Genomic DNA, 21742 nt, shown 5'->3' on the forward strand with positions numbered 1-21742 from the left:
CACAGCGGACTAGTGCACACCACTCCACAGGGGTTGTGCACCACAGCAGACTAGTGCAAGCTAGTCATCAAGCGGCTCCCGGAAATACTCGGGAATCCCGCGTAAAAGTCCTGGTCACACCAGGAAACAGCAAGGAGCGGCCTCCACCGCCAAGCAGATAGCCGCTCCCTGACCCTCGAAGGGGTACATCCATGATGCCTGCAACCCTCCTGTCCGGCCTTCCGGCCCTGCCCGGCCGACGCGTGAACGTCTTCGGCGAGCCGGACGAAGAGGAGTTCGTTCGGGTCGCAGTTCCGGTCGTGGCGCACCTGTCGTTCGCCGACATGCTCGCGTTGCTGATCGGGTCGGGCGGCCTCGTGTACGGGGAGCTGGACGACGACCGAGCCGTCCGGGACGCGCTGAACTTCGCGCTTCTGGCCACCGACGTCGTCATGTTCGAGGACCAGGCGGCCGATGCCCTGGCGCTCCTGCACGGCCGTGGGGACACGGACAGCGTGAAGTGGGCCCGTGCTCTGGCCGCCGCGATCACCCGCGTGTACGGGGTCACGGCGTGACGAACGCGACGGACGCCCTGTACGCGCAGGTCGCTCCGAGCGCGGCGCCGGTCTTCTCCCTCGCGGAGATGGACCGGCGCCCCGCCGGGGAGGACTTCCCCACCATCCCGATCATGGGGTTGGAACTGACGGTCACGGAAGCCGCTGCCGCGCTGTTCGAGACGGCCGCCGACGAACTGGCCGTGCCGGTCCCCGACACCGACACCCTCTATGACGCGCTCAACGGTGCCGTGCGCACGCTCGGTCCGGCGGGGATCGCGGGCGTCACGCCCACGTTCGAAGACCTGCCCGCAGATGAGTTCCCCGAGGTCGCGCACTGCCGCCGGTTCGCCTACCGGCTCGCCCTGTCGTTCTGGTACGAGGGGGCCCGCTCCCGCCCGATGACGGCCGGGGAAGTCGGCGTGGCCATCTACCTGTCCAGCCTGGACCGGTACCGCATGACGGAGTTCCGGGAGCTCCCGCGCCGCAAGCTGATGCTGGCCCGTGCCATCCACGAGGGTGTGACGGCCGTGCCGACCGAGACCCTGATCCGTCTCGGGGCGTTCATGTCCGACGAGTTCGGCCGGACCGCCGACCGCGACCGGGACCGTGAGTGGCTGTACAAGCAGGCTCTGCCGGACTACCACCGCCGCCGGTTCGCGTTCGACCTGGTGCGCTGGGACCGCAGCCAGCCCGCGCCCCTGATCGTGCGCCCGGACGCCGGGGGCTACCTGGTCGGACTGACCCCGCCCCCGGCACCGGACGGCCTGTGGCTGCGGTCGGCCCGGACGGAGTGGTAGGCGTGGGCGTTCACCCGATCAACTCCGCCAAGCGGCGCGTGCGCAAGGAACAGCTCGCACGCCGCCACGGGGAGCACTGCGCCTACTGCTGCCGCCCGTTCACCGACCTGACTCAGGCCACCCTCGATCACATCGCGCCCAAGTCGCTGTGGCGGTCGTGGTCGGTCACCTCGCTGATGCTGGCGTGCGGCGACTGCAACCAGGCCAAGGCCGACCGCCTCCCGCTCTCGCTCGCTCTGTTCGTGCTGCGGTGGGCCGACCCGACTCAGCCGACCCTCGACCCGGCCGTCTGGCCCCTGCTGGCCCGACTCGCCCACGCCAACCGGTCGACATACGAGGCGGTGTGGACGCCCGACCCGATCGACCGTCGATCGACCCCTGACCTGCGTGACGAGCCGCGTCACACCCGGCGTCACGGCCCGGCACGGTCGGCCCGACCGGTCTGCCGCGCGGTCGTGCGCCGTGCGTCGATCCGACCCGACTGCCTGCGCGCGCCCCGACCCGTGCGGACGTGCACGGGCCCGACTGGAGAGGCGGTGTTCGCGTGAACGCTGTGAACGGCAGCGTGAACGGATCAACCCCCCGCGTGAACGGGTCGACCCGACCCGTGAACCCGATGAACGGTCCCGTGAACACCCCCGGCAAGGCCGTGAACACACGGCGCCGGTCGACCACGGGCGCGGGTGACGACGGGAAGCCTCCGCCGGCCGCCGCGCGGATCGTGGCCATGGCCCGTGAGGAGTACCGGTTCGTCATGTCCACCGACGGCCGCCCCTACGCGGTCGCCCTGGGCGGCCCGAACATCGCCCTCCCGCTCCGGGGCAAGGCCGGTCTACGGCAGCGTCTCGCCCGCAAGTTCGCCGACGCCTACCCCGGGGAGGTCGCCTCACAGTCCGCCCTCGCGGACGCCATGACGGTCCTGGAAGGCATCGCCGAAGACAACGACCCGGTGCCCGTGAACCTGCGGGTGGGCCGCGACCCGTCCGGCGCGATCGTGGTCGACCTCGGCAGCGCCGACGGCCGCGCGGTCGTCGTCTCCGGGATCGGCTGGCAGGTGGTCGACCGGGCCCCGGCGCTCTTCCGCCGCTCCGGTGCGATGGCCCCCATGCCCGAACCCGTGCTGGACGGTGACGGGCTGGCCAAGCTGCACGCCCTGCTGAACATGGATAAGTCCGCGTTCCATCAGCTCGTTGCCTGGCTCATCGCCGCGTGGATTCCGGACATCCCGCACCCGGCACTCGTCTGCAAGGGCGAACAGGGCACGGGCAAGTCCAAGGCCGCGCAGATGTTCATCAACCTCATCGACCCGTCCCCGGCCGCCAAGCGCAGCCAGCCACGGGACGAAAAGGCGTGGTCGCGGCAGGCGTTCAGCTCATGGGCGCTGTGCCTGGACAACATCTCCACCATCCCGCCGTGGCTGTCGGACACCCTGTGCAAGGCCGTGACCGGTGACGGCGTGGTCGACCGGGCCCTGTACACCGACGACGACGTGGTGGTGCTCACCTTCAAGCGTGTGCTCGCCATGACCACGATCGACGCCGGGGCACTCGCGGGGGACCTGGCCGAACGCGTCCTCATGCTCGACTTGCAACTGATCGACGCCACCCGGCGCCGTTCCGAAGAGGAGTTGGACGCCACGTTCGACGTGGTCCGTCCGGCCGTCCTCGGGGCCCTGTTCGACGTGCTGGCGTGCGCGCTCGCGGTCCTGCCGTCCATCCGGCTGGAGTCCATGCCGCGCATGGCCGACTTCGCCCGCGTGCTGGCGGCCGTCGATCAGACCCAGGGCTGGAACACCTTGGGCGACTACCTGGCCACGTCCGCGAACGTCGCCACGGACGCGATGGAGGGCGACCCGTTCGCGATGGCCATCGCCCACCTGGTCGACCAGGCCGGTATCTGGCAGGGCACGGCTGGCCAGTTGCTCGAAGTCCTGCCCGTCCCGCTGGTGAGGCCGAAGAACTGGCCTGTGGACGCCACTCGCGCGGGCGGCCGGGTCAAGCGGCTCGCGCCCCTGCTGCGGTCCATCGGGATCATGGTGGACGACACGCAGCGTAGCTCTGACCGGATGCGGAACAAGCTCCTCACCCTCTCCCGCGCACCCGACGACGAGTCAGCGTCCGCACCCGACCAGACCTCTCTCTGGCCGGAGACCGGCCCGCCCCGGGAGCGCGAGGCATGGCCTGAACAGGGATGACGTAGCCGGAAAACCCTCCGGGCCGGGCCGCACACAGCAGCCCGGACACGTCGAACCTGCGGACGCTACAGCCGTCCAGCGTCCGCACTAGCGTCCGCAACCCTCCCCCCAACTGACCTGCGCTAATCCAGCGTTGCGGACGCTGGGACGCTGCGGACGCTGAAATACACCAACTCTCTAGGACGGCGACCGGCACCACTCCCACGCACCGCCCCCACGGACACGAGGAGTCACCAACACCATGGCCACCGACGAGCCGACCAACCCGCGCGCCACCCTGCGCGGCGGCCTCCCGGACCGCTACCTCACTCCCGAAGACCTGGTCACGATGTTCAGCCTCCCGAGCGTCGAGACCGTCTACGCCTGGCGCCGCAAGCGGATCGGCCCGCCCGGCTTCCGCGTCGGGCGTTACCTCCGCTTCAACCCGGCCGCCGTACAGGCATGGGAGAAGGAACGGACCGCCCTCGATGACGCGGCGTGAACGGCTGCTAGACCTAGCACCCGCCCCCGCTAGGTCTAGCAACCCCGCTAGCAGCCAATCCCCCCTCTGGCCTGCGGCCTAGCGTCTAGCACCCCGCCCGCCGGCACTGCCGGAACCGGCGCTAAAGGGCGGGGAGGCAGCCCCGCCCGACCGGGGAGGCGGGGAGAACTCCCCAACCGCTTCCCCGCCCCGCATCCCCCGCACTGATCAGTGCAAAGACCCGTTCGGGGAGGCGGGGAGGCGCCGCCGCAACCGCCCCGAACACCCCCTCACAGAGCCCCGCGGGGCCGCTGTCCCCGCCTCCCCGTCGGGCCCGGCGGACACGGCGCGAGACAGGGACGAACGGCCCGCCCGCCAAGGGAGGCAGGGAGAACTCCCTGACCGCCTCCCTTACCCGCCTCCCTCTACCTGATCAGCGCAGATGGCCTCTCAGGGAGGCAGGGAGGCACGCCCCCAGCGCCCCCGAAACCCCCTCAGGAAGGCACCCGGCACCCCCTGTCGCCGCCTCCCTGAACCCCCGCCGGGCCCTGCTACCGGTAGCACCCCCACCCGCTACCGGTAGCAACCCCGCTAGCACCCCGAACGCCAAGTGATCAGGCCCGTAGCGAGTAGCGGGCCCGGCCCAGCACACCCCGAAACCGGCCCGACGGGACCCACCCGGCCCCGCCCCGCCCTGCTACCAACCGAAGGAGACAGCCCTCATGGCTGGCCACATCTTCGACCGCTGGATCAAGACCACCACCGACGCCAACGGCAAGACCATCCGCGTCAAGACCGACCGTTACGGCACGGGGATGCGCTACCAGGCCCGCTACCTCACACCCGACGGCAAGCGGAAGAACAAATCCTTCCCCGACGGACAGAAGCGCCTCGCCGAGCAGTGGCTGAGCGCCATGCAGGCGGACGTGGCCCGCGGCGACTTCATCGACCCGAACGCGTCCCGTACGACGTTTCAGGAGTTCGCGGAGAAGTGGCTCGCGAGCCAGAGCGGCGACCCCAACACCCGTGCGTCGATGGAGTCTCAGCTCAAGTTGCACGCCTTCCCGCGCATCGGGTCGCGTCAGCTCGGGTCGTTCCAGCCGAGCCACATCCGCGAGTTCGTGACGCAGCTCGAAGAGACCGGCATGTCCGGCTCGTACGCCCGCGTCATCTTCTCCAACGTCCGCGCCGTGCTCTCCGCCGCTGTCGAGGACGGATGCCTACGCCGGAACCCCTGCAACTCGCACACGGTGACCCCGCCGGCCATCGGTGCACGCCGTGTCGTCCCCTGGGAGCCTGAGCGCGTCTTTGCCATGCGCGCCGCCATGGTCGAACGCTTCCGGCCCATGGTCGACGTCGGTGCAGGGTGCGGTCTGCGACAAGGCGAGATCCTCGGTCTGTCCGTCGATGACATCGACTTCGACAGCGGCACCCTGCACGTGGTGCAGCAACTCAAGCTGAGTCTGAGCAAGGCCGTGTTCGCGCCCCCGAAGGGCGGCAAGCTCCGTGACGTGCCTCTGCCCGACCCCGTGGCGGAGGCGCTGCAGGAGCACATCAAGCGGTTCCCGCCTGTGGAGATCAAGCTCCCGTGGATGCGGGCGAACGGCCAGCCGGTGACCCGGCGGCTCATCTTCACGGGCCCCAACGGCGGGCACGTCTGGCGTACGTCGCTGAACGAAGACCACTGGAAGCCCGCGCTCGCCAAGGCCGGGGTCATCCCCAAGGCCAAGAGCCGCGAGCACGCCGCCGCTCGCGAGCACGGGATGCACGCCCTCCGGCACTTCTACGCGTCCGTGCTCTTGGACGCCGGGGAGAGCATCAAGGCTCTCGCGGAGTACCTCGGGCACTCCGATCCGGGGCTGACGCTGAAGGTGTACGCGCACCTCATGCCGAGCAGCCGGGACCGCGCCCGGAAGGCTCTCGGGCGAGCGCTCCGGCCGCAGGACCCCACGGGCTGAGGTTCCAGAGAGGTTCCAGCGCATGAAAATGCCTCCCATCCGCGCCGTTCGCGCAGGTGGGAGGCATGATCACAAACCCTACTTCTTCTTGCCCTGGTTTTTGACCGCCTCGATCGCTGCCGCTGCTGCGTCCGGGTCGAGGTAGGTGCCGCCCGGGTTGAGGGGCTTGAAGTCGGCGTCGAGTTCGTAGGCCAGGGGGATGCCCGTGGGGATGTTCAGGCCCGCGATGTCGGCGTCGGAGATGCCGTCGAGGTGCTTGACCAGGGCGCGGAGGGAGTTGCCGTGGGCCGCGACGAGGACCGTGCGGCCGGTCAGGAGGTCGGGGACGATGCCGTCGTACCAGTACGGGAGCATGCGGAGGACGACGTCCTTCAGGCACTCCGTGCGGGGGCGCAGCTCCGGCGGGATGGAGGCGTAGCGGGCGTCGTCCGACTGGGAGAACTCCGTGCCGTCCTCGAGGGGCGGGGGCGGGGTGTCGTAGGAGCGGCGCCAGAGCATGAACTGCTCCTCGCCGAACTCGGCGAGGGTCTGCGCCTTGTCCTTGCCCTGGAGGGCGCCGTAGTGGCGTTCGTTCAGGCGCCAGGAGCGGTGGACGGGGATCCAGTGGCGGTCGGCGGATTCGAGGGCCAGCTGGGCCGTGCGGATCGCGCGCTTCTGGAGGGACGTGTGGACCACGTCGGGGAGGAGATCGGCGTCCTTCAGGAGTTCGCCACCGCGGACTGCCTCCTTCTCGCCCTTCTCGTTCAGGTTGACGTCCACCCAGCCGGTGAACAGGTTCTTCGCGTTCCACTCGCTCTCGCCGTGGCGGAGGAGGATCAGCTTGTACGGTGCGTCGGCCATGCGTACGAGCGTAATGGAAGCCTTCGTCCGGCCGCTCGCCCGCCCGGGACCCGGACAGCCGACACCTTCTGTTAATCGAGTGGCCCTCCAGGGCGTCCGGTAAGTAAGGTGTGCGCACCGCTTGAGACGCTTACCAGCCTGTCGTTCACGTGCCTGTACCTGTCCGACCGTGGGGGATCCGACCATGCCACTCGCCGCGCTGAGGCGTGCCAGCCGCGAGACCGTCTCCGGTCTCCCCCGTGCGTTCTGGTGGCTCTGGATCAGCACCCTGGTCAACCGGCTCGGGGCGTTCGTCTCCACCTTCATGGCCCTGTATCTGACGATCGACCGCGGCTACTCCGCCTCCTACGCCGGTCTCGTCGCCTCGCTCCACGGTCTCGGCGGGGTCGTCTCCTCGTTCGGCGCGGGCGTGCTGGCCGACCGGCTGGGGCGACGGCCCACGCTGCTGCTCGCGCAGTCGTCGACCGCCGCGTCCGTCGCGCTGCTCGGCTTCGTGCGGGACCCCGTCGCGATCGCCGGTGTCGCCTGTCTCGTCGGGATGGCGAGCAGCGCCTCCCGGCCCGCCGTGCAGGCGATGATGGCGGACATCGTCCGGCCCGAGGACCGCGTGCGCGCCTTCTCGCTCAACTACTGGGCGATCAACCTCGGCTTCGCCGTCTCCTCCCTGTCCGCCGGGTTCGTCGCCGGGTACAGCTACCGCGCCGGGTTCCTGATCGAGGCGGCCATGACGGCGGCCTGCGCGGTGGTGGTCTTCCTGCGGCTGCCCGAGTCGCGGCCGGTCGCCACCCCGGCCGGCCGGGCCGCGGCCGACGCGGTGCGGCTCACGAACGTGCTGCGGGACGGGCGTTTCATGAGCGTCGTCGGGCTGTCCTTCCTCGTCGCCCTGGTCTTCCAGCAGGGGGCGGTGGGTCTGCCCGTGGCGATGGGCGAGGCCGGTCACTCGCCCGCCGAGTACGGCGCCGCGATGGCCGTCAACGGCTTCCTGATCGTCGCGCTCCAGATCCCGGTCACCCGCCTCATCCAACACCGGGACGCCAAGCGGCTGTTGATGGTCTCCTCGCTTCTCGCGGGCTACGGTTTCGCCCTCACGGCGTTCGCCGGCCCGGTCGTCGTCCTCGCGCTCACGGTCTGTGTGTGGACGGTGGGCGAGATGATCAACGCGCCCACCCAGACGGGTCTGGTCGTCCGGCTCTCCCCGGCCCACGGCCGCGGTCGCTACCAGGGCGTGTACACCCTGTCCTGGTCGGTCGCCGCGCTCGTCGCCCCGCTGGTGTCCGGCCTCGTCATCGACCGTTTCGGTGCCGACTGGCTGTGGGGCGCGTGCGCCGTCGTCGGCACGGGGGCGGCGGTGGGGTACGGGGCGCTGATGCGGCGGGTGCCGACGGCGGAGACGGGCCCCGGCGCGGGGGCGGGCGCCGGGGACCCGGTGCCGGCCGAGCCGGAGGTCGGGGCGGCCTGACGCGGGGGCCGCCCCGGGAGGGAGCGGCCTCACGGGTGCATCCGCGCCCCCTTGACCACCTTGTCCACCGCGTTGCGGGGTCCGTACACCGCCAGGCCCACCACGTCCAGCTCGGCGGTGGGGACGGCCCGTACCGCGGCACGGTTGTCGTGGTCGTTGCCGGTGGCGAAGAGGTCGGAGGTGAAGAGGGCGCGGGGCAGGGCACGGGACAGGGCGCGCGTGTGGGCCGCCGTCAGGGTCTCCTTGGAGCCCTCGAAGACCAGCACCGGCTGCCGGAACATCGGCAGGTAGGGCACCCCGTCCGCGTCCTCGTACGGCTCTCCGATCACCTCGGGGATCTGTGTGCCCAAGCCGCTGACCAGGAAGGACGTGACGTTCAGGCGTTGCCAGGTCTCCAGGTCGTCGCGGAGCAGGACGACGAGCTTCGTGTCGAAGCGGATCGGGGGGACCGCAGGGACGGCGGGGGCCGGGGGCGCCGGGGGGTTCGGTTCGCTGTTCACCCGTCGAGACTGCCGACCGGCGTACGGCGTCGTCTTGTACGTTCTTTGCATGGCCGTTCCGCCGGAGGTCTCCGCCTGGCGCCCGCGTGTCCCGGGTGTCGTCGAGGTCTTCCACGCCCACTTCACCGAGTACGCGTATCCGATGCACGTGCACGAGGCGTGGACGCTGCTGATCGTGGACGACGGGGCCGTACGGTACGACCTGGACCGGCACGAGCACGGCACCCCGCACGACACGGTGTCGTTGTTGCCGCCGCATGTCCCCCACAACGGTTCCCCGGTCACCGCGCACGGGTTCCGCAAACGGGTCGTCTATCTCGACGCCACCCACCTCCCGGACGGTCTCATCGGGGCGGCGGTCGACGGCCCCGATCTGCGGGACGCGCACCTACGGTCGCGGGTGAGCCGGTTGCACACCGCGCTCGGTCACCCCGGCGACGAACTGGAGGCCGAGAGCAGGCTGACGCTCATCGCCGAACGCCTGCGCGCGCGGCTCCGCCCCACCGCTCCCGTCCTGGCCCCCCGCACCTCTCCCGTTCTCGCCCGCACCCTGCGCGAACTCCTCGACGCGCACGTCACCCCGGGCATCGGCCTCGACGAGGCCGCGCGCCTGCTGCACGCCCATCCCGCCCATCTGGTACGGGCGTTCAGCGGCGCGTACGGCATCGCACCGCACCAGTACCTGATGTCCCGCCGCGTCGACCGCGCCCGCCGCCTCCTCCTCGACGGGCGCCCGCCGAGCGAGGTGGCGACGACGACCGGCTTCTACGACCAGTCCCATCTCACCCGGCACTTCCGGAAGTTGGTGGGCGTCACCCCGGGGCGCTACGCGCGGACCGGCCCACGGCCGGGCCCGCCACGCGCCTGAACCGGCTCCCCGTCTCCCTGCTCACCGAGTCCCCGCGTCCCCGCGTCCCGACTCGCCAACTCGCCTTCTCACAGCTCCCGTTGTGCCTCGTACAGGTTGCGCGGGCGTACGGCGTCCGTCGTGCCGTAGAGCTCCAGGCGGGAGTGGAGGTCGCCGGTGAAGTCGGGGACGTCGATCTGGTCGGACTCGGTGACCTCGTTGATGCCGACGGTGGCCGAGAAGGGGGCGAGGCCGTCGATGCGCATCAGGCCGGCGCGGCCGTTGGTGACGCGGATGTTCCAGTGGGTGAAGCGGGCGCCGAAGAGGGGGCCGGCGCTCGCGTCACCGCCGTGGCGGCCGTTGTTGTCGACGGTGATGTCGGTGCGGACGTTGGCGAAGGGCAGGCCGCGGTGGCTGTCGAAGGTGCCCATCTCCATCGTGCCGCGCGACCAGACGTTGTAGGAGGAGAGCCCCTCGACGTTGATGCCGTGCAGTTGGGTGGTGGTGGGTGCGGGGACCGTGCGCTGCTCGATGGTGAAGTCCTCGACGAGGTTGTCGTGCGAGCCCTCGCGGCAGAAGTACGGGTGGTGGGAGCCGCGGCCGGCCACCCGCGTCCCGCGCAGGGTGCACGCCGACGCCGCCACCAGCCCGAAGCCGTTGTCGACGTGACGGACCGTCACATCGTCGATCCAGCAGTCGTAGGCGCACTGGAGGACGACTCCGTTGTAGCCCTTGTCCAGGAGGTGCGGCGACTGCGGGGTCTCCACCGCTTCGAGGGTCACCCCCTCCACGCCGGAGCCCGTCAACTCCGTTACGTGCGTGGTGAGTTGGGGGTTCCACTCGGGGCGTATGTCGAGCGGGAGGGGGCGTTCGAGCGTGACCTCGCGGCCCCGGACGCGGGCGATGCGGACGGGCCACTCGTAGGGGACGTACGACAGCAGTTTGGTCTTGTCGTCCCAGTAGTACGCCTCGGGTCCCGGGCCGCCGCCCGACATGTGTTCCAGCAGGGTGTGGCCGGGGTCGTCGGCGAGGCGGAGCAGGACCAGGCGGCCGGGGCGCAGGCCGGACGGGTCGGTGACCCGCACCGTCCAGGCGCCCTGCCGGGCCGGCTCGACAGCTGTCAGGGGCCGCCACTCGTCCCGTCGGTTGCCGGTCCAGCCCTCGAAGGGCCATGCCCGGGCCCGGATCGCGGCGACCAGCGAGTCCCAACGGGCGCTGGGGGCAAGCCAGATGAGGCCGCCGGCCCAGGACCACGAGGACTTGTCGCCGCCGTAGCGCGAACCGTAGACGCCGATCAGCTCGGTGAGGTTCTTCGTCGCGTACAGCTTCGTACGGTCGCTGCCGGCGCCCCGCAGCACGACCCCGGAGTGGCCGACGCGGATCAGGTCGTCGATGCGGAAGGTGCCGGGCGGGATGAGCACCGTGCCGCCGCCGGCCCTGCCGGCAGCGGCGAGGGCACGGTTGATCGCGGGGGCGGAGTCGGTGGTGCCGTCCGCCACGGCGCCGTAGCGGCGGACGTCGAGCACGAGCGGGCGGCGGGGGTGGCGCTTGGCGCCCGCGCCGCCGATGTACGGGATCTGCGGGTGGGTGAAGGGGGTGCGGGTGAACTCCCGCCACAGGGACGGGACTTCGCCACCGGCCGGGCCGGGCCCGCGCTCGGGGAACGGTGCCGCCAGGGCGAGCGTGCCGCCGAGCAGGGTGCGGCGGGTGACGTGCATACGGCTCATGCCCGTACGTCCTTCCATGCGACTCTTCATGGATGTGAACGACGTTCAGATCTGCGTCAGCCGTGAGCATGCCATGGGGCCACCGCGCAGGGAAAGAGGTCGGACCGGGTGGGATCAGCGGGTCAGTTCGTCGGCCGCTGGGTCAGGTGCGTGAACGCGTCCAGGTTCCGCGTCGACTCGCCGCGCGCCACCCGCCACGCGTACTCCCGCCGGATCGCGGAGGCGAAGCCGAGTTCGAGGAGCGTGTTGAAGGCGCCGTCGGCCGCCTCCAGGACCTGGCCGAAGAGCCGGTCCAGCTCGTCCTCGACGACGGCGGCCAGCGGCAGCTTGCCGGTGACGTACACGTCACCGAGCCGGTCGACGGCGTAACTCACGCCGTACAGCTTGAGGTTGCGCTCCAGCAGCCAGCGGTGGACGGCCGGCTCGTTCTCGTCGGGGTGACGGACGACGAAGGCGTTCAGGGAGAGGGAGTGGCGGCCGACGAGCAGCGAGAGGGTCGTCGACAGCTTCCGCACACCGGGCAGTCGGACGACGTAGGACCCGGACTCCGGGCTCTCCCAGTCGAGTTCGGCGCTCTTGAGGAAACCCTCGATGACCTGCGCCGCCCGTCGCTCCGGCTCGCCCGCGACGCTCATCGATGCTCACCCATGGTGCGAGCGTACGCGACGGCGGTGGGCCTGCGTGGCGGCCGTGTAGACGTCCGCGGTAGCGCCGGCCGCGGTGTCCCAGCCGAAGGACCGGGCGTGCCGGGCGGCGGCGGCGCCCATCCGGGAGACGCGGTGCGGGTCGTCGGCGAGAGCCGCGAGCACCCGCGCGTACGCCGCCGGATCGTGGCCCGGGATCAGGAAGCCGGTCTCCCCGTCCCGCACCGCGACCGGGAGGCCGCCGACCGAGGCCGCGAGCACCGGCGTACCGGTCGCCTGCGCCTCTATGGCGACCAGGCCGAAGGACTCGCTGTAGGACGGCATGACCAGCACGGAAGCGGCCCGGAACCAGTCCGCCAGCTGCTCCTGCCCCACCGGCGGCCGGAACCGTACGACGTCCGCGACCCCGAGCCGCGCGGCCAGCTTCTGCAGCCCCTCGGGCTTGGCGAGGCCGCTGCCGGACGGGCCGCCGACGACGGGCACGACGATCCTCGACCGCAGCTCGGGCCGCTCGTCGAGCAGCACCGCCACCGCCCGCAGCAGCACGTCCGGGGCCTTGAGGGGCTGGATGCGGCCCGCGAAGAGCGGGATCAGGGCGTCCTGGGGCAGGCCGAGGCGGGCCCGGGCCGCGGCCCGTCCGTCGGCGGGCCGGAAGCGTTCGAGGTTGACGCCCGGGTGGACCACGGCGACCTTGCCGGCGTCGGCCGCGTAGTGCCGTACGAGTTCGTCCGCCTCCTCCGCCGTGTTGGCGATGAGGCGGTCGGCGGCGGCCACGACCTGGGTCTCGCCGATGACCCGGGCGGCGGGTTCGGGGGTGTCGCCCGCGGCCAGGCTGGCGTTCTTGACCTTGGCCATGGTGTGCATGGCGTGCACCAGGGGGACGCCCCAGCGCTGGGCGGCGAGCCAGCCGACATGGCCGGAGAGCCAGTAGTGCGAGTGGACGAGGTCGTAGTAGCCGGGACGGTGGCCGGCCCACGCCTGCATCACGCCGTGCGTGAAGGCGCACAGCTGGGCGGGGAGGTCCTCCTTGGCGAGGCCCTCGTAGGGCCCCGCGTCCACGTGCCGGACGAGGACACCGGGCGCCAGCTCCACCTTGGGGGGGAGGGCGGCCGTGGTCGCCCGGGTGAAGATCTCCACCTCGATGTTGAGCGCGGCGAGCCGCTGGGCCAGCTCCACGATGTAGACGTTCATGCCGCCGGCGTCGCCCGTGCCGGGCTGGTGCAGCGGCGAGGTGTGCACGGAGAGCATGGCCACGCGCCGCGGCCTGCGGTGCAGCCGAAGCCGCGGGGGCGTCGCCGGGGAACGGCGCCCGAGCCTGCTGGCGTACTGGCTCACGTGGCGTTCCTCCTCGCTGCGGGCATGCCGGACGGCGGGCCTGGGAAGCCCTCCAAGGATGTGCAACACCGGGAGGGGCCGCGGCCATTTCCGTCCCGGGCCGCTTTGCCGAAATATTGCCGTCACCCGCTCAACCGTTCGAGGCCCGACGGCGTACGCACGCCTGCCCCGACGACCGGCGACGACACCCGGCCCAGACCTTCTAACCCCGACCTTCTGGCCTTGGCACCGGCGCTGACACCGGCACTGGCACTGACACCGGCACTGGCACTGACGCTGACGCTGACGCCGGCGCTGCGGGGGCCGCCTACCCTCGTACGCATGACAGCCCGCGCAGCCGCCCTCCCCCACGCTCGACTCCGTTCGAGCGGGAGGACCCCCGTCGTGGGAACGGTGACGCGCGGGACGACCAACCCCAACCGGCTGCGCCGCATGGACCGCTGGATCGCCGCGACGCACGGCGCCGAACTGCGCCGGGCCGCCGACCCGGTCGCCGTCGACCTCGGCTACGGCGCCGCGCCCTGGACCGCCGTCGAACTGCTGGGCCGTCTGCGCACGGTCGCGCCGCACACGCGCGTGGTCGGCGTCGAGATCGAACCGGCCCGGGTCGCCGCCGCGAAACCCTACGAACGGGACGGACTCGCCTTCCGGCACGGCGGGTTCGAGATCCCCCTCCCTCAGCGGCCCCTGCTGGTGCGCGCGGCGAACGTCCTGCGGCAGTACGACGAGGAACGCGTCGCAGAGGTCTGGGAGCGGCTCCGCGGACGGCTCGCACCGGCGGCCGACGGCTCCCGGGGCGGGCTGCTCGTGGAGGGGACCTGCGACGAGATCGGGCGGCGGCACGTATGGGTGGCGCTGGGGCCCGAGGGGCCGCGCACGGTCACCTTCGCGACCCGGCTCGGCTCCCTGGAACGCCCCTCCGACCTCGCCGAACGCCTCCCGAAAGCGCTCATCCACCGCAATGTGCCCGGCGAACCGGTGCACGCCTTCCTCCGCGACTTCGACCGCGCCTGGGCCGCCGCCGCGCCCTACGCCTCCTACGGGGCACGCCAGCGCTGGATCCGCGCGGTGCGGGACCTCGCGGCCGACTGGCCGGTGACGGACGGACCGGCGCGGTGGCGGCAGGGCGAAGTGACCGTGGCGTGGCCGGCGTTGGCCCCGCGCGGGTGAGATCTGGCCGCCTCCCCGGCCCTGGGGAACGATCTCGGTGAGCCGTGCGTCACACGAGTGCCCGGAGCGTCATGACGGGGAGGGAAGCGGGGAAAGCAGCGAGAGGTACCGGAAGCACCGCAAGCGGCACGAGTACGACCTCTGTCACTTTGCGCGCGGGCATGGCACGATCCCCCGGAGATCCGTAAGTTACTGACGGTAAATCAGATCTGGGGGCAGAGGTATGGGAACGGGCAGGCGCACCCTGATCGCGACGGCCGTGACCGTGGTCTGCGCGATCAGCGTACTGGCGGCACCCGGCACCGCGTTCGCGGCCCCGACACCCACACCCACGGCGACCCCGTCGCCTGCCGCCTCCCCGACTCCCGCACCCAGCAAGGACCTTGAGGCCGTACGCCTGAAGCTCGACGGCCTCTACCACGACGCGGCCGTCGCCACCGACGCCTACAACGCGGCCGAGGAGAAGACGAAGAAGCAGTCGGCCGAGATCGTCGCGCTGGCGAAGAAGATCGTCGCGGGCCAGGCCCGACTGGACGGCCTGAAGGACCGCGCCGGCGCCGCGGCCCGCTCCCAGTACCGCACCGGCGGGCTGCCGGACGCGGCCCGGCTGATGCTGAGCGACAACCCGGGGGAGTTCCTCGACGGCGCCGGCCGGGTGATCGAGGGCCAGCGCGCCACCCGGGGTCTGATCGAGGAAATGACCCGCACCCAGCAGGACTTGAAGCAGTACGCGGCCGACGCCTCCACTCAGTGGGCGCGGCTGGAGACCGACCGCAAGGCCAGGGCGACCGCCAAGAAGAAGATCACCACCCAGATCGCGGCGGCCGAGAAACTGGAGTCCCGGCTGGAGAAGCGCGACAAGGAGCGCCTGGCCGAGCTGGAGCGGCAGGCCGCCTACAAGGCGCAGACCGCCTGGCTCGACTCCGGCGTCCTCAAGGACGTCAACGGCAAGGCGACGGCGGAGGGCAAGGCCGCAGTGGCGTACGCGACGGCCCAGCTCGGCAAGCCCTACGTCTGGGGCGCCGAGGGTCCGGACTCCTACGACTGCTCCGGGCTCACCTCACAGGCCTGGGCGGCGGCCGGCGACCCCGTCCCGCGCACCTCGCAGGAGCAGTGGAAGCAGCTGCGCCACGTCGACGTGCGGGACATGCGCCCCGGCGACCTCATCATCTACTTCGACGACGCCAGCCATGTCGCCATGTACATCGGCGACGGCGCGATCATCCACGCCCCCCGCCCCGGGCGGACGGTGACGATCGCCGGAGCGGGCTCCATGCCGATATTGGGCGTTGTGCGACCTGATGCGAACTGATACGTACTTTGTGGGTACTGCGCACAGTTCGCGCACTCCGGGACGGTGTACTCCCCCGGCCCGACCCGGCGCCCCGGACGGTGTGAGCCACCGCACGCCCGTGCGGCGCCGGGCAGCCGCCGCGCGTGACCTTCGTCATCCCGGCTCTCCGGCCGCCCCGTCCAACTGCGGTACGGATCAGGGCATATGACGGTGGCGACCCGCCGAGCGACCTGCCTCACACCATTCCGTTGCGGCGCCGACTACCGCTATGGTCCCCGTCGGTGGGTCGAGGTCCCTCGCCCCGCCGCGCCCTCGGGGGGAGGGAAGGAACCAGGACAATGCCCGTACCCGTACCGCGGCAGAGAGCGATCCCGGCCGTGGAGTGTGGTCACGCGCAGGCCCCGCCCGCGACCCACGGCCCCGCCCGAGCGGCCCCGCGCAAGGACGACCCGGCCCGCACGGACCGCTCGGCCCGCCCGCGCAGCACGGAGCGCACCGACAGCACGGACGACACCGCCCGGATGGACGACACCGCCCACCCGACCCGCACGGACCGCACGTCCGGGGCGGACCGCACGGCCGCCGTGGGCCAAACGGCCGGAGCGGACCGCACGGACCACCCGACCGGGGAGGACCGCGCAACCGGCACGGACCGCACGGGCGCCGTGGACCGCACGCCCGCCGTGGGCGACGCCGTGCGCGCGGGCGACCGGGTCAAGGGCTGCGCGGCCGACGCCGGCGCGCGCCCGGCACTCGCTCCCGGCGACGCGCCGCTCACCCTGCTGCTGATCGAGGACGACCCGGCCGGTTCGCCGCTCGTGCCCCACCTGCTCGACCCGGCCGGCCGGCCGATCCGGGTGCGTACCGCCCGCAACCTCACCGAGGCCGGACGGCTGCTCACCGACGACGTCCACTGCATCATGCTGGACCTCGCGCTGCCCGCCCCGGGCCGCGCCGCCGACGGCGCGGACGACGACGAGCTGGCCGTGCTCAAGCACGTACTGGAGATCGCCCCCCGGCACGCCGTCCTCGCCCTCACCGCGTCCGGCGACGCCGAGCGCGGCGCGGAGGCGGTACGCGTGGGCGCCCAGGACTATCTCTTCCGGGACGAGCTGGACGGCCGGCTGCTGAGCCGCGCGATCCGCTACGCCGTGGAGAGGAAACGCTCGGACATCACCGAGCGCCGGCTCACCGAGTCCAGGCTGCGGGCCCAGGAGAACGCCCGCCTGGAACGCGGCCTGCTGCCCACCCCCCTCCTCGACGGCTCCCCGCTGCGCTTCGCCGCCTGCTACCGGCCCGGCCGCTCCCGCGCCCTGCTCGGCGGCGACTTCTACGACACCGTGCGCACGCCGGACGGAACCGTGCACGCCATGATCGGCGACGTCTGCGGCCACGGGCCCGACGAGGCCGCGCTCGGTGTGGAGCTGCGGATCGCGTGGCGCGCGCTGACGCTGGCGGGACTCTGCGGCGACCAGCTGCTCGGCACGTTGCAGCAGGTCCTGGAGCACGAGCGCTCCGACGAGGAGATCTTCGCGACGCTCTGCACGGTCGACATCGCGCCCGACGGCCGCCGCGCGGGCCTGTGCCTGGCCGGTCATCCCTCCCCGTTGCTCGCCCGCCCCGGCCGCCCCGCCCACCTCCTGCCCTACGACAACAACGGTCCCGCTCTGGGTCTGTTGCCCGGTGCCCGCTGGCCCCGGACGCAGGTGGAACTGGGCTCGGAGTGGAGCCTGATGCTCTACACCGACGGCCTGATCGAGGGCCGTGTCGGCGAGGGCCGGGAACGGCTGGGCCAGGACGGCATGGTGGCCATGGTCCGCCGCCAGCTCGCGGAGGGACTGCGCGGCGAGAAACTGCTCCGGGCCGCGGTGAACGAGGTGCGCGGACTCAACGGCGGCGAGCTGACGGACGACGTGGCGGTGCTGCTGCTGGACCGGGCGTCGTAGGCGCGGGCCTTCGGAGTAGGCACGGGCCTTCGGAGTAGGCACGGGCGGCCTTCGGATACGGCAGACGGACGGCCGTAGGGGCGGTCGTAGCGACGGCCGTGCGGACGGGATACGGACGGCGGTACGCGGACGCGGGTACTGCTGCCTGATGCCTGCAGCCTGCTGCCCGGTGTCGTACGGCTTCAGCGCGTTTCAGCGGCCGCCGTTGTACGGGCCGTACGGGCCGTCGCTGCTGGAGCCTCCCCTGCGCATGCGGCCACCGCCGGGGAGACCGCGCAGGGCGGGGCGCACGTCGACCATGTACACGATGGTGGCGACGAGGCCGATGACCGGCAGGAACGACAGTATGTCGAAGATCAGGTTCACCACGAAGGCGAGCCCGAGGATGATCAGCCAGAAGGGCTTGGTCTTCTTGTCGGCCGCGCGATAGGCGTCCTCGCGGCGCGTGGCGGCGTCGACGAGCGCGAAGCCGCTGAACACGATCAGGGCGACGCTCAGCAGCCACATGAACCCTGCGAACCCCTGCATCAGCACTACGTCCACCACCAGACTCGGCTAGTTCCTGAGCGGTCACCGTACCGGCAACCGGAGACCCGCTGTCCGAAGAACGGGCCGGACACTCGTGGAGTGCCCGGCCCGGTACGGATCACCCGTCCGTGTTACTTGGCGGGCGGCGTCGTCTTCTTCGCGGTGGTCTTGCGGGCCGGAGCCTTCTTCGCGGCGGCCGGCTTCTTCGCCGGGGCGGGCGCGGCGGGCTCTGCGGCCTGGACCGGCGGGACGGGCCGGAGGGGCTCGGCGGGCTTGACGGGCTCCTCGGCCTTCACCACGACGGGCTCCGGGTCGGGCTCGACGGCGACGGCCAGCTCCTCGATCTCGTTGGCCGCCTCGCCGCGCCAGGTCTTCACGGCCTGCTCGCCGTGCTCGGCGACCTTCTCGTAGGCCTCGCGGGCCTTGACGGCGTACTCGGCGGCGACGCCGACACCGCGCAGCGCGAAGTCCTGCGCGGACTCGCCGAACTTCTTCAGGTCGGCGTCGAGCGTGCTGCTGAGCTTCTTGAAGTCACCGTCGAGGGCGTTGAGGAACTCGTTGACCCTGGTCTGTACGGTCTCCTGCGCCTCCTTCGCCCTTTCGCTCGCCTTCTCGCGCGCCTCCTTGGCCCGGGCGGCGGCCTTCTCCTGGACGGCCTTCGGGTCGGTGTTGCGCACGGTGTCGATCCGGGCCGGTGCCTCGGCACGCAGCTGCTCGACCAGTCCGGGGACCTTCTTGGCCTGCTGGAGGGCGAGGTCGGCGGTGCCGGCGGCGAAGTAGAGGGGGGTGGGGTCGCTGAGGGTCTTGCGCAGGTCGTCGGTGATGGCCATGGTGACGGTTCTCCTGGTGGTTGCTTTCGGCTGAGGGTCTGGGGTGTGTCCACGGTGGGCCGACGGACCGTGTCGAACCATGTTGAACTGGATCAAAGTACTCCGACCGGTCCTAACCGGCCGTCTCTTCCCGCGGGTCGGCGTCGCCGCCGTCGGCCGTACGGTCGGCGGTCTCCGCGTCGTCGCGCGCCTCGCCGGCCTCGGCGAGGGCGTCCGCTCCGGAGATCTCGAACCCGTTCTCCTTGCGGAAGGACTCGTAGATCTGGAGGAGCACCAGCTTCTGCCGTTCGGTGAGCGTGGGGTCGGCGAGGATGACGGCGCGCGTCTCCACCTCGTCACGGTCCCGTTCGGCGTCGAGGATGCCGGCGCGCACGTAGAGGGTCTCGGCGGAGATCCGCAGCGCCTTGGCGACCTGCTGCAACACCTCCGCGCTCGGCTTGCGCAGCCCGCGCTCGATCTGGCTCAGATACGGATTCGACACCCCGGCGGCGTCGGCGAGCTGCCTGAGCGACAGCTGCGCGTTGCGCCGCTGTTCACGCAGGTACTCACCGAGATTGCCGACGTTGAGCGATGCCATGACTCCACTCTGCACCCGCCTTGCTAACTATTGCAAGCGAACTGCTTGCAAAAGTGTGCCGCGTCACGCGGGGACCGGTGCCGCCGGTCGCACTCACCCACACCCCCTCCCGGTCCGGCCGCGCTTGCCCGTCGAGTCAGCGGTGCCGGAAGGGATCGCGGGTGGTGCCGTACTGCGGCGTGCAGCCGTGGTGGGCAGGTGGTGCCGGTGCTTTCGGGCTCGGGGGTCAGGATGGCTGGACCTGGTCGAAGACGGCGAGGGCTTCGGCGGGATTCGGGCTCACGAGGCGTTCCAGACCGGCCGTCGTGATCTTCGCCCACCTGCCGGCCCGCGCCCACATCCGTTCCTCGAAGGCGCGGACGGCGTCGTCCAGGTTTCCGGGGCCGGTGGCGAGGGACTCGGCCAGTTCGGCGCCGTCCAGCATCGCGAGGTTCGCGCCCGCACCCAACGGGGGCATCAGATGGGCGGCGTCGCCCAGCAGCGTCACCCCGGAGACGTGGGTCCAGGTGTGGGTCACGGGCAGGACGTGGAGGGGGCGGTGGACGAAGGCGGTGCCGTGGTGGAGGAGGTCGAGGACGGGAGCGGCCCAGCCGTCGAAGAGGGTCAGCAGGCTCGATCGCACGGCGTCGGCGTCGGCCAGGTCCAGGTCGGTGTGCCAGTCCAGCGGCGCGCGGAACTGGGCGTACACCTTGACGTGGCCGCCGCTGTTGCGTTGGGCGACGAGCTTCCGGTTCACGCCGTACACGGCCACGGAGCCGTCGCCGATCATCCGGGCGAGGCCGGGGTGGCGGGTGTCGACGTCGTCCAGGGAGGTCTCGACCGCGGTGATACCGGTGTAGTGCGGCGTCACCGGCGAGACCGCCGGGCGGGTCCGGGACCAGGCGCCGTCTGCGCCGACCACGAGGTCGAACGTCTCCTGCCGGCCGTCCGCGAAACGGACCAGTACGCCGTCCGGGGTCCCCGGCACCACCTGGGTGACGCCCCGCCCCCACCGGACGTCGAGAGGGCCGAGCAGCAGGTCACGGAGGTGCCCGCGGTCGATCTCGGGATGGGCCCGGTCATCGCCACGGGGTCGCCAGTCGCGCAGGACGGTCCCGTCCGTGTCCAGGATGCGCATGGCCTGCCCCTCGGGACGCGAGAGGGCCTGGAACTCCGCCAGCAGCCCCGCCTTGTCCAGCGCGAGCTGGCCCAGCCCTTCGTGCAGGTCCAGCGTGCCGCCCGGGGGGCGGGCGTCGGGGCCGGAGTCACGTTCGAGGACGGTGACGGGGTGGTCATGGCGGTGCAGGACACGGGCGAAGGTGAGGCCGGCGGGGCCGCCGCCGACCACGGCGATGCGATGTCTCATGCCTATACACTGTATTTTCTCGGTACGGTGCATCGCAACAGTACGATGTGACCATGACTGTGTGGGACCGGCCGGAGCCGCCGACTCGCCCCGTGCCGCTCGACCGGGAGCGGATCGTCGCCGCCGCCGTCGCGCTGGCCGACAAGGGCGGGCTGGAGGCGGTGTCGTTGCGCAAGGTCGCCGCCCGGCTGGGCGCCGGCCCGATGCGGCTGTACGGATACATCTCCACCAAGGAGGAGCTGTTCGACCTCATGGTGGACGAGGTCCAGGCCGAGATCCTCCCCGAGGAGCGGCCCGGTGACTGGCGGGAGGCGCTGCGCGTCCTCGCCCACCGCACCAGGCAGGCCGCTCTCCGTCACGCATGGCTGGCCGACCTGCTCGGCGGCCGCCCGGCCCTGGGCCCGAACGGCCTCGCCGTGACCGAGGCCAAGCTGGCCGCCCTCGACGGTCTCGCCGATGTGGACACCGTCCTGCGCGCCGTGGAGACGGTCAGCGCCTATGTCACCGGCGCGATCAGGCGCGAGATCGCGAATGTGCGGGCCGAGCGCGCCACGGGCCTGTCCAAGCGCGACTGGCAGCGCGCCTCCGGCCCGCATGTGACGAGGATGTTGGCCACGGGCCGCTTCCCGGCGCTGGCCAGGGCCGTGCACGACGGCACGCACGTGGACGCCGAGGCATCCTTCGCGACCGGCCTGGACTGGGTCCTCGACGCCGTGGCCGCCAGGATCACCCCGCCGTCGGCGTGACAACGAGGG

General features: G+C 71.8%; 21 protein-coding genes. 12 read left to right on the top strand and 9 right to left on the bottom strand.

All coding sequences use genetic code 11. The annotated features are described in order from the left end of the window. Window positions 1-191 precede the first annotated feature (191 nt). From ABZT12_RS19570 to ABZT12_RS19595, 6 genes are all read left to right on the top strand, one after another. Window positions 192-554 carry a hypothetical protein gene (locus tag ABZT12_RS19570; RefSeq protein ID WP_356385646.1) on the top strand — a complete coding sequence of 121 codons (363 nt, stop codon included), beginning with the start codon at window positions 192-194 and terminating at the stop codon, window positions 552-554. Then, a complete protein-coding gene (locus tag ABZT12_RS19575; protein WP_356385649.1) occupies window positions 551-1333 on the top strand; it encodes a hypothetical protein in 783 nt (260 codons plus the stop codon). The genes ABZT12_RS19570 and ABZT12_RS19575 overlap by 4 nt, the downstream gene beginning before the upstream one ends. A gap of 2 nt (window positions 1334-1335) precedes the next feature. Then, window positions 1336-1881, top strand: coding sequence for an HNH endonuclease (locus ABZT12_RS19580; protein WP_356385652.1), 546 nt, complete (start codon window positions 1336-1338; stop codon window positions 1879-1881). A gap of 68 nt (window positions 1882-1949) precedes the next feature. Continuing rightward, on the top strand, window positions 1950-3527 hold the full coding sequence (locus ABZT12_RS19585) for an ATP-binding protein (RefSeq protein WP_356385655.1): 1578 nt from the start codon (window positions 1950-1952) through the stop codon (window positions 3525-3527). A 241-nt stretch (window positions 3528-3768) separates the two neighbouring features. After that, window positions 3769-4008, top strand: coding sequence for a helix-turn-helix domain-containing protein (locus ABZT12_RS19590; protein ID WP_356385658.1), 240 nt, complete (start codon window positions 3769-3771; stop codon window positions 4006-4008). A gap of 701 nt (window positions 4009-4709) precedes the next feature. After that, entirely contained in the window at window positions 4710-5945 is a 1236-nt protein-coding gene (locus tag ABZT12_RS19595) for a site-specific integrase (protein WP_356385661.1), read from the top strand. 78 nt (window positions 5946-6023) lie between these two features. Here the strand turns inward: ABZT12_RS19595 and ABZT12_RS19600 are convergent, their stop codons facing one another. Next, a complete protein-coding gene (locus ABZT12_RS19600) occupies window positions 6024-6785 on the bottom strand; it encodes a phosphoglyceromutase (RefSeq protein WP_356385664.1) in 762 nt (253 codons plus the stop codon). 184 nt (window positions 6786-6969) lie between these two features. Between ABZT12_RS19600 and ABZT12_RS19605 the strand changes: the two genes are divergently transcribed. Then, window positions 6970-8244 (top strand): MFS transporter, encoded by a 1275-nt coding sequence (locus ABZT12_RS19605; protein WP_356385667.1) that lies wholly within the window; start codon window positions 6970-6972, stop codon window positions 8242-8244. A gap of 29 nt (window positions 8245-8273) precedes the next feature. On the opposite strand, the gene ABZT12_RS19610 is transcribed toward ABZT12_RS19605, so the two are convergent. Next, window positions 8274-8795 (bottom strand): DUF2000 domain-containing protein, encoded by a 522-nt coding sequence (locus tag ABZT12_RS19610; RefSeq protein ID WP_356385670.1) that lies wholly within the window; start codon window positions 8793-8795, stop codon window positions 8274-8276. On the opposite strand from ABZT12_RS19610, the gene ABZT12_RS19615 reads away from it, so the two are divergent. After that, the gene (locus tag ABZT12_RS19615) at window positions 8794-9612 is read left to right on the top strand and encodes an AraC family transcriptional regulator (protein ID WP_356385673.1); all 819 of its coding nucleotides are present in this window, start codon (window positions 8794-8796) and stop codon (window positions 9610-9612) included. The genes ABZT12_RS19610 and ABZT12_RS19615 overlap by 2 nt on opposite strands. 68 nt (window positions 9613-9680) lie before the next feature. On the opposite strand, the gene ABZT12_RS19620 is transcribed toward ABZT12_RS19615, so the two are convergent. From ABZT12_RS19620 to mshA, 3 genes are all read right to left on the bottom strand, one after another. Then, a complete protein-coding gene (locus tag ABZT12_RS19620) occupies window positions 9681-11318 on the bottom strand; it encodes a glycosyl hydrolase family 28-related protein (RefSeq protein WP_356385675.1) in 1638 nt (545 codons plus the stop codon). Between the two features lie 122 nt (window positions 11319-11440). Then, the gene (locus ABZT12_RS19625; protein ID WP_356385678.1) at window positions 11441-11953 is read right to left on the bottom strand and encodes a YbjN domain-containing protein; all 513 of its coding nucleotides are present in this window, start codon (window positions 11951-11953) and stop codon (window positions 11441-11443) included. A 6-nt stretch (window positions 11954-11959) separates the two neighbouring features. After that, a complete protein-coding gene (gene mshA, locus ABZT12_RS19630) occupies window positions 11960-13297 on the bottom strand; it encodes a D-inositol-3-phosphate glycosyltransferase (protein ID WP_356385680.1) in 1338 nt (445 codons plus the stop codon). 384 nt (window positions 13298-13681) lie between these two features. Between mshA and ABZT12_RS19635 the strand changes: the two genes are divergently transcribed. The 3 genes from ABZT12_RS19635 (at window position 13682) to ABZT12_RS19645 (ending at window position 17707) form a co-directional block, all read left to right on the top strand. Continuing rightward, the gene (locus ABZT12_RS19635; protein WP_356385683.1) at window positions 13682-14467 is read left to right on the top strand and encodes a class I SAM-dependent methyltransferase; all 786 of its coding nucleotides are present in this window, start codon (window positions 13682-13684) and stop codon (window positions 14465-14467) included. A 223-nt stretch (window positions 14468-14690) separates the two neighbouring features. Continuing rightward, window positions 14691-15779, top strand: coding sequence for an NlpC/P60 family protein (locus ABZT12_RS19640; RefSeq protein WP_356385686.1), 1089 nt, complete (start codon window positions 14691-14693; stop codon window positions 15777-15779). A 320-nt stretch (window positions 15780-16099) separates the two neighbouring features. Continuing rightward, window positions 16100-17707, top strand: a complete 1608-nt coding sequence (locus tag ABZT12_RS19645; protein ID WP_356385689.1) for a SpoIIE family protein phosphatase — start codon at window positions 16100-16102, stop codon at window positions 17705-17707. 192 nt (window positions 17708-17899) lie between these two features. Here ABZT12_RS19645 and ABZT12_RS19650 read toward each other — a convergent pair whose 3' ends face one another. From ABZT12_RS19650 to ABZT12_RS19665, 4 genes are all read right to left on the bottom strand, one after another. Further along, window positions 17900-18235, bottom strand: a complete 336-nt coding sequence (locus ABZT12_RS19650; protein ID WP_356385907.1) for a DUF2516 family protein — start codon at window positions 18233-18235, stop codon at window positions 17900-17902. A gap of 131 nt (window positions 18236-18366) precedes the next feature. Continuing rightward, a complete protein-coding gene (locus tag ABZT12_RS19655; protein ID WP_356385692.1) occupies window positions 18367-19065 on the bottom strand; it encodes a hypothetical protein in 699 nt (232 codons plus the stop codon). Window positions 19066-19177: 112 nt separating this feature from the next. After that, complete coding sequence (locus ABZT12_RS19660) at window positions 19178-19642, bottom strand: helix-turn-helix transcriptional regulator (protein ID WP_356385695.1); 465 nt, start codon at window positions 19640-19642, stop codon at window positions 19178-19180. A 226-nt stretch (window positions 19643-19868) separates the two neighbouring features. Further along, window positions 19869-20987: an NAD(P)/FAD-dependent oxidoreductase gene (locus ABZT12_RS19665; RefSeq protein ID WP_356385698.1), complete on the bottom strand. Its 1119-nt coding sequence runs from the start codon at window positions 20985-20987 to the stop codon at window positions 19869-19871. Between the two features lie 53 nt (window positions 20988-21040). On the opposite strand from ABZT12_RS19665, the gene ABZT12_RS19670 reads away from it, so the two are divergent. Continuing rightward, window positions 21041-21733 carry a TetR/AcrR family transcriptional regulator gene (locus ABZT12_RS19670; protein ID WP_356385701.1) on the top strand — a complete coding sequence of 231 codons (693 nt, stop codon included), beginning with the start codon at window positions 21041-21043 and terminating at the stop codon, window positions 21731-21733. Window positions 21734-21742 lie beyond the last annotated feature (9 nt).

Origin of the sequence: Streptomyces sp. NPDC005423, assembly GCF_040606415.1 — a bacterium.
Lineage (GTDB): Bacteria > Actinomycetota > Actinomycetes > Streptomycetales > Streptomycetaceae > Streptomyces.

Excerpts from the sequence above, each read along its gene's own strand:
- ABZT12_RS19570 (WP_356385646.1), top strand. The coding sequence starts at position 192 with ATGATGCCTGCAACCCTCCTGTCCGGCCTTCCGGCCCTGCCCGGCCGA.
- ABZT12_RS19585 (WP_356385655.1), top strand. The coding sequence starts at position 1,950 with ATGAACGGTCCCGTGAACACCCCCGGCAAGGCCGTGAACACACGGCGC.
- ABZT12_RS19590 (WP_356385658.1), top strand. The coding sequence starts at position 3,769 with ATGGCCACCGACGAGCCGACCAACCCGCGCGCCACCCTGCGCGGCGGC.
- ABZT12_RS19595 (WP_356385661.1), top strand. The coding sequence starts at position 4,710 with ATGGCTGGCCACATCTTCGACCGCTGGATCAAGACCACCACCGACGCC.
- ABZT12_RS19600 (WP_356385664.1), bottom strand. The coding sequence starts at position 6,785 with ATGGCCGACGCACCGTACAAGCTGATCCTCCTCCGCCACGGCGAGAGC.
- ABZT12_RS19605 (WP_356385667.1), top strand. The coding sequence starts at position 6,970 with ATGCCACTCGCCGCGCTGAGGCGTGCCAGCCGCGAGACCGTCTCCGGT.
- ABZT12_RS19615 (WP_356385673.1), top strand. The coding sequence starts at position 8,794 with ATGGCCGTTCCGCCGGAGGTCTCCGCCTGGCGCCCGCGTGTCCCGGGT.
- ABZT12_RS19610 (WP_356385670.1), bottom strand. The coding sequence starts at position 8,795 with ATGCAAAGAACGTACAAGACGACGCCGTACGCCGGTCGGCAGTCTCGA.
- ABZT12_RS19620 (WP_356385675.1), bottom strand. The coding sequence starts at position 11,318 with ATGAGCCGTATGCACGTCACCCGCCGCACCCTGCTCGGCGGCACGCTC.
- ABZT12_RS19625 (WP_356385678.1), bottom strand. The coding sequence starts at position 11,953 with ATGAGCGTCGCGGGCGAGCCGGAGCGACGGGCGGCGCAGGTCATCGAG.
- ABZT12_RS19640 (WP_356385686.1), top strand. The coding sequence starts at position 14,691 with ATGGGAACGGGCAGGCGCACCCTGATCGCGACGGCCGTGACCGTGGTC.
- ABZT12_RS19645 (WP_356385689.1), top strand. The coding sequence starts at position 16,100 with ATGCCCGTACCCGTACCGCGGCAGAGAGCGATCCCGGCCGTGGAGTGT.
- ABZT12_RS19650 (WP_356385907.1), bottom strand. The coding sequence starts at position 18,235 with ATGCAGGGGTTCGCAGGGTTCATGTGGCTGCTGAGCGTCGCCCTGATC.
- ABZT12_RS19655 (WP_356385692.1), bottom strand. The coding sequence starts at position 19,065 with ATGGCCATCACCGACGACCTGCGCAAGACCCTCAGCGACCCCACCCCC.
- ABZT12_RS19660 (WP_356385695.1), bottom strand. The coding sequence starts at position 19,642 with ATGGCATCGCTCAACGTCGGCAATCTCGGTGAGTACCTGCGTGAACAG.
- ABZT12_RS19665 (WP_356385698.1), bottom strand. The coding sequence starts at position 20,987 with ATGAGACATCGCATCGCCGTGGTCGGCGGCGGCCCCGCCGGCCTCACC.
- ABZT12_RS19670 (WP_356385701.1), top strand. The coding sequence starts at position 21,041 with ATGACTGTGTGGGACCGGCCGGAGCCGCCGACTCGCCCCGTGCCGCTC.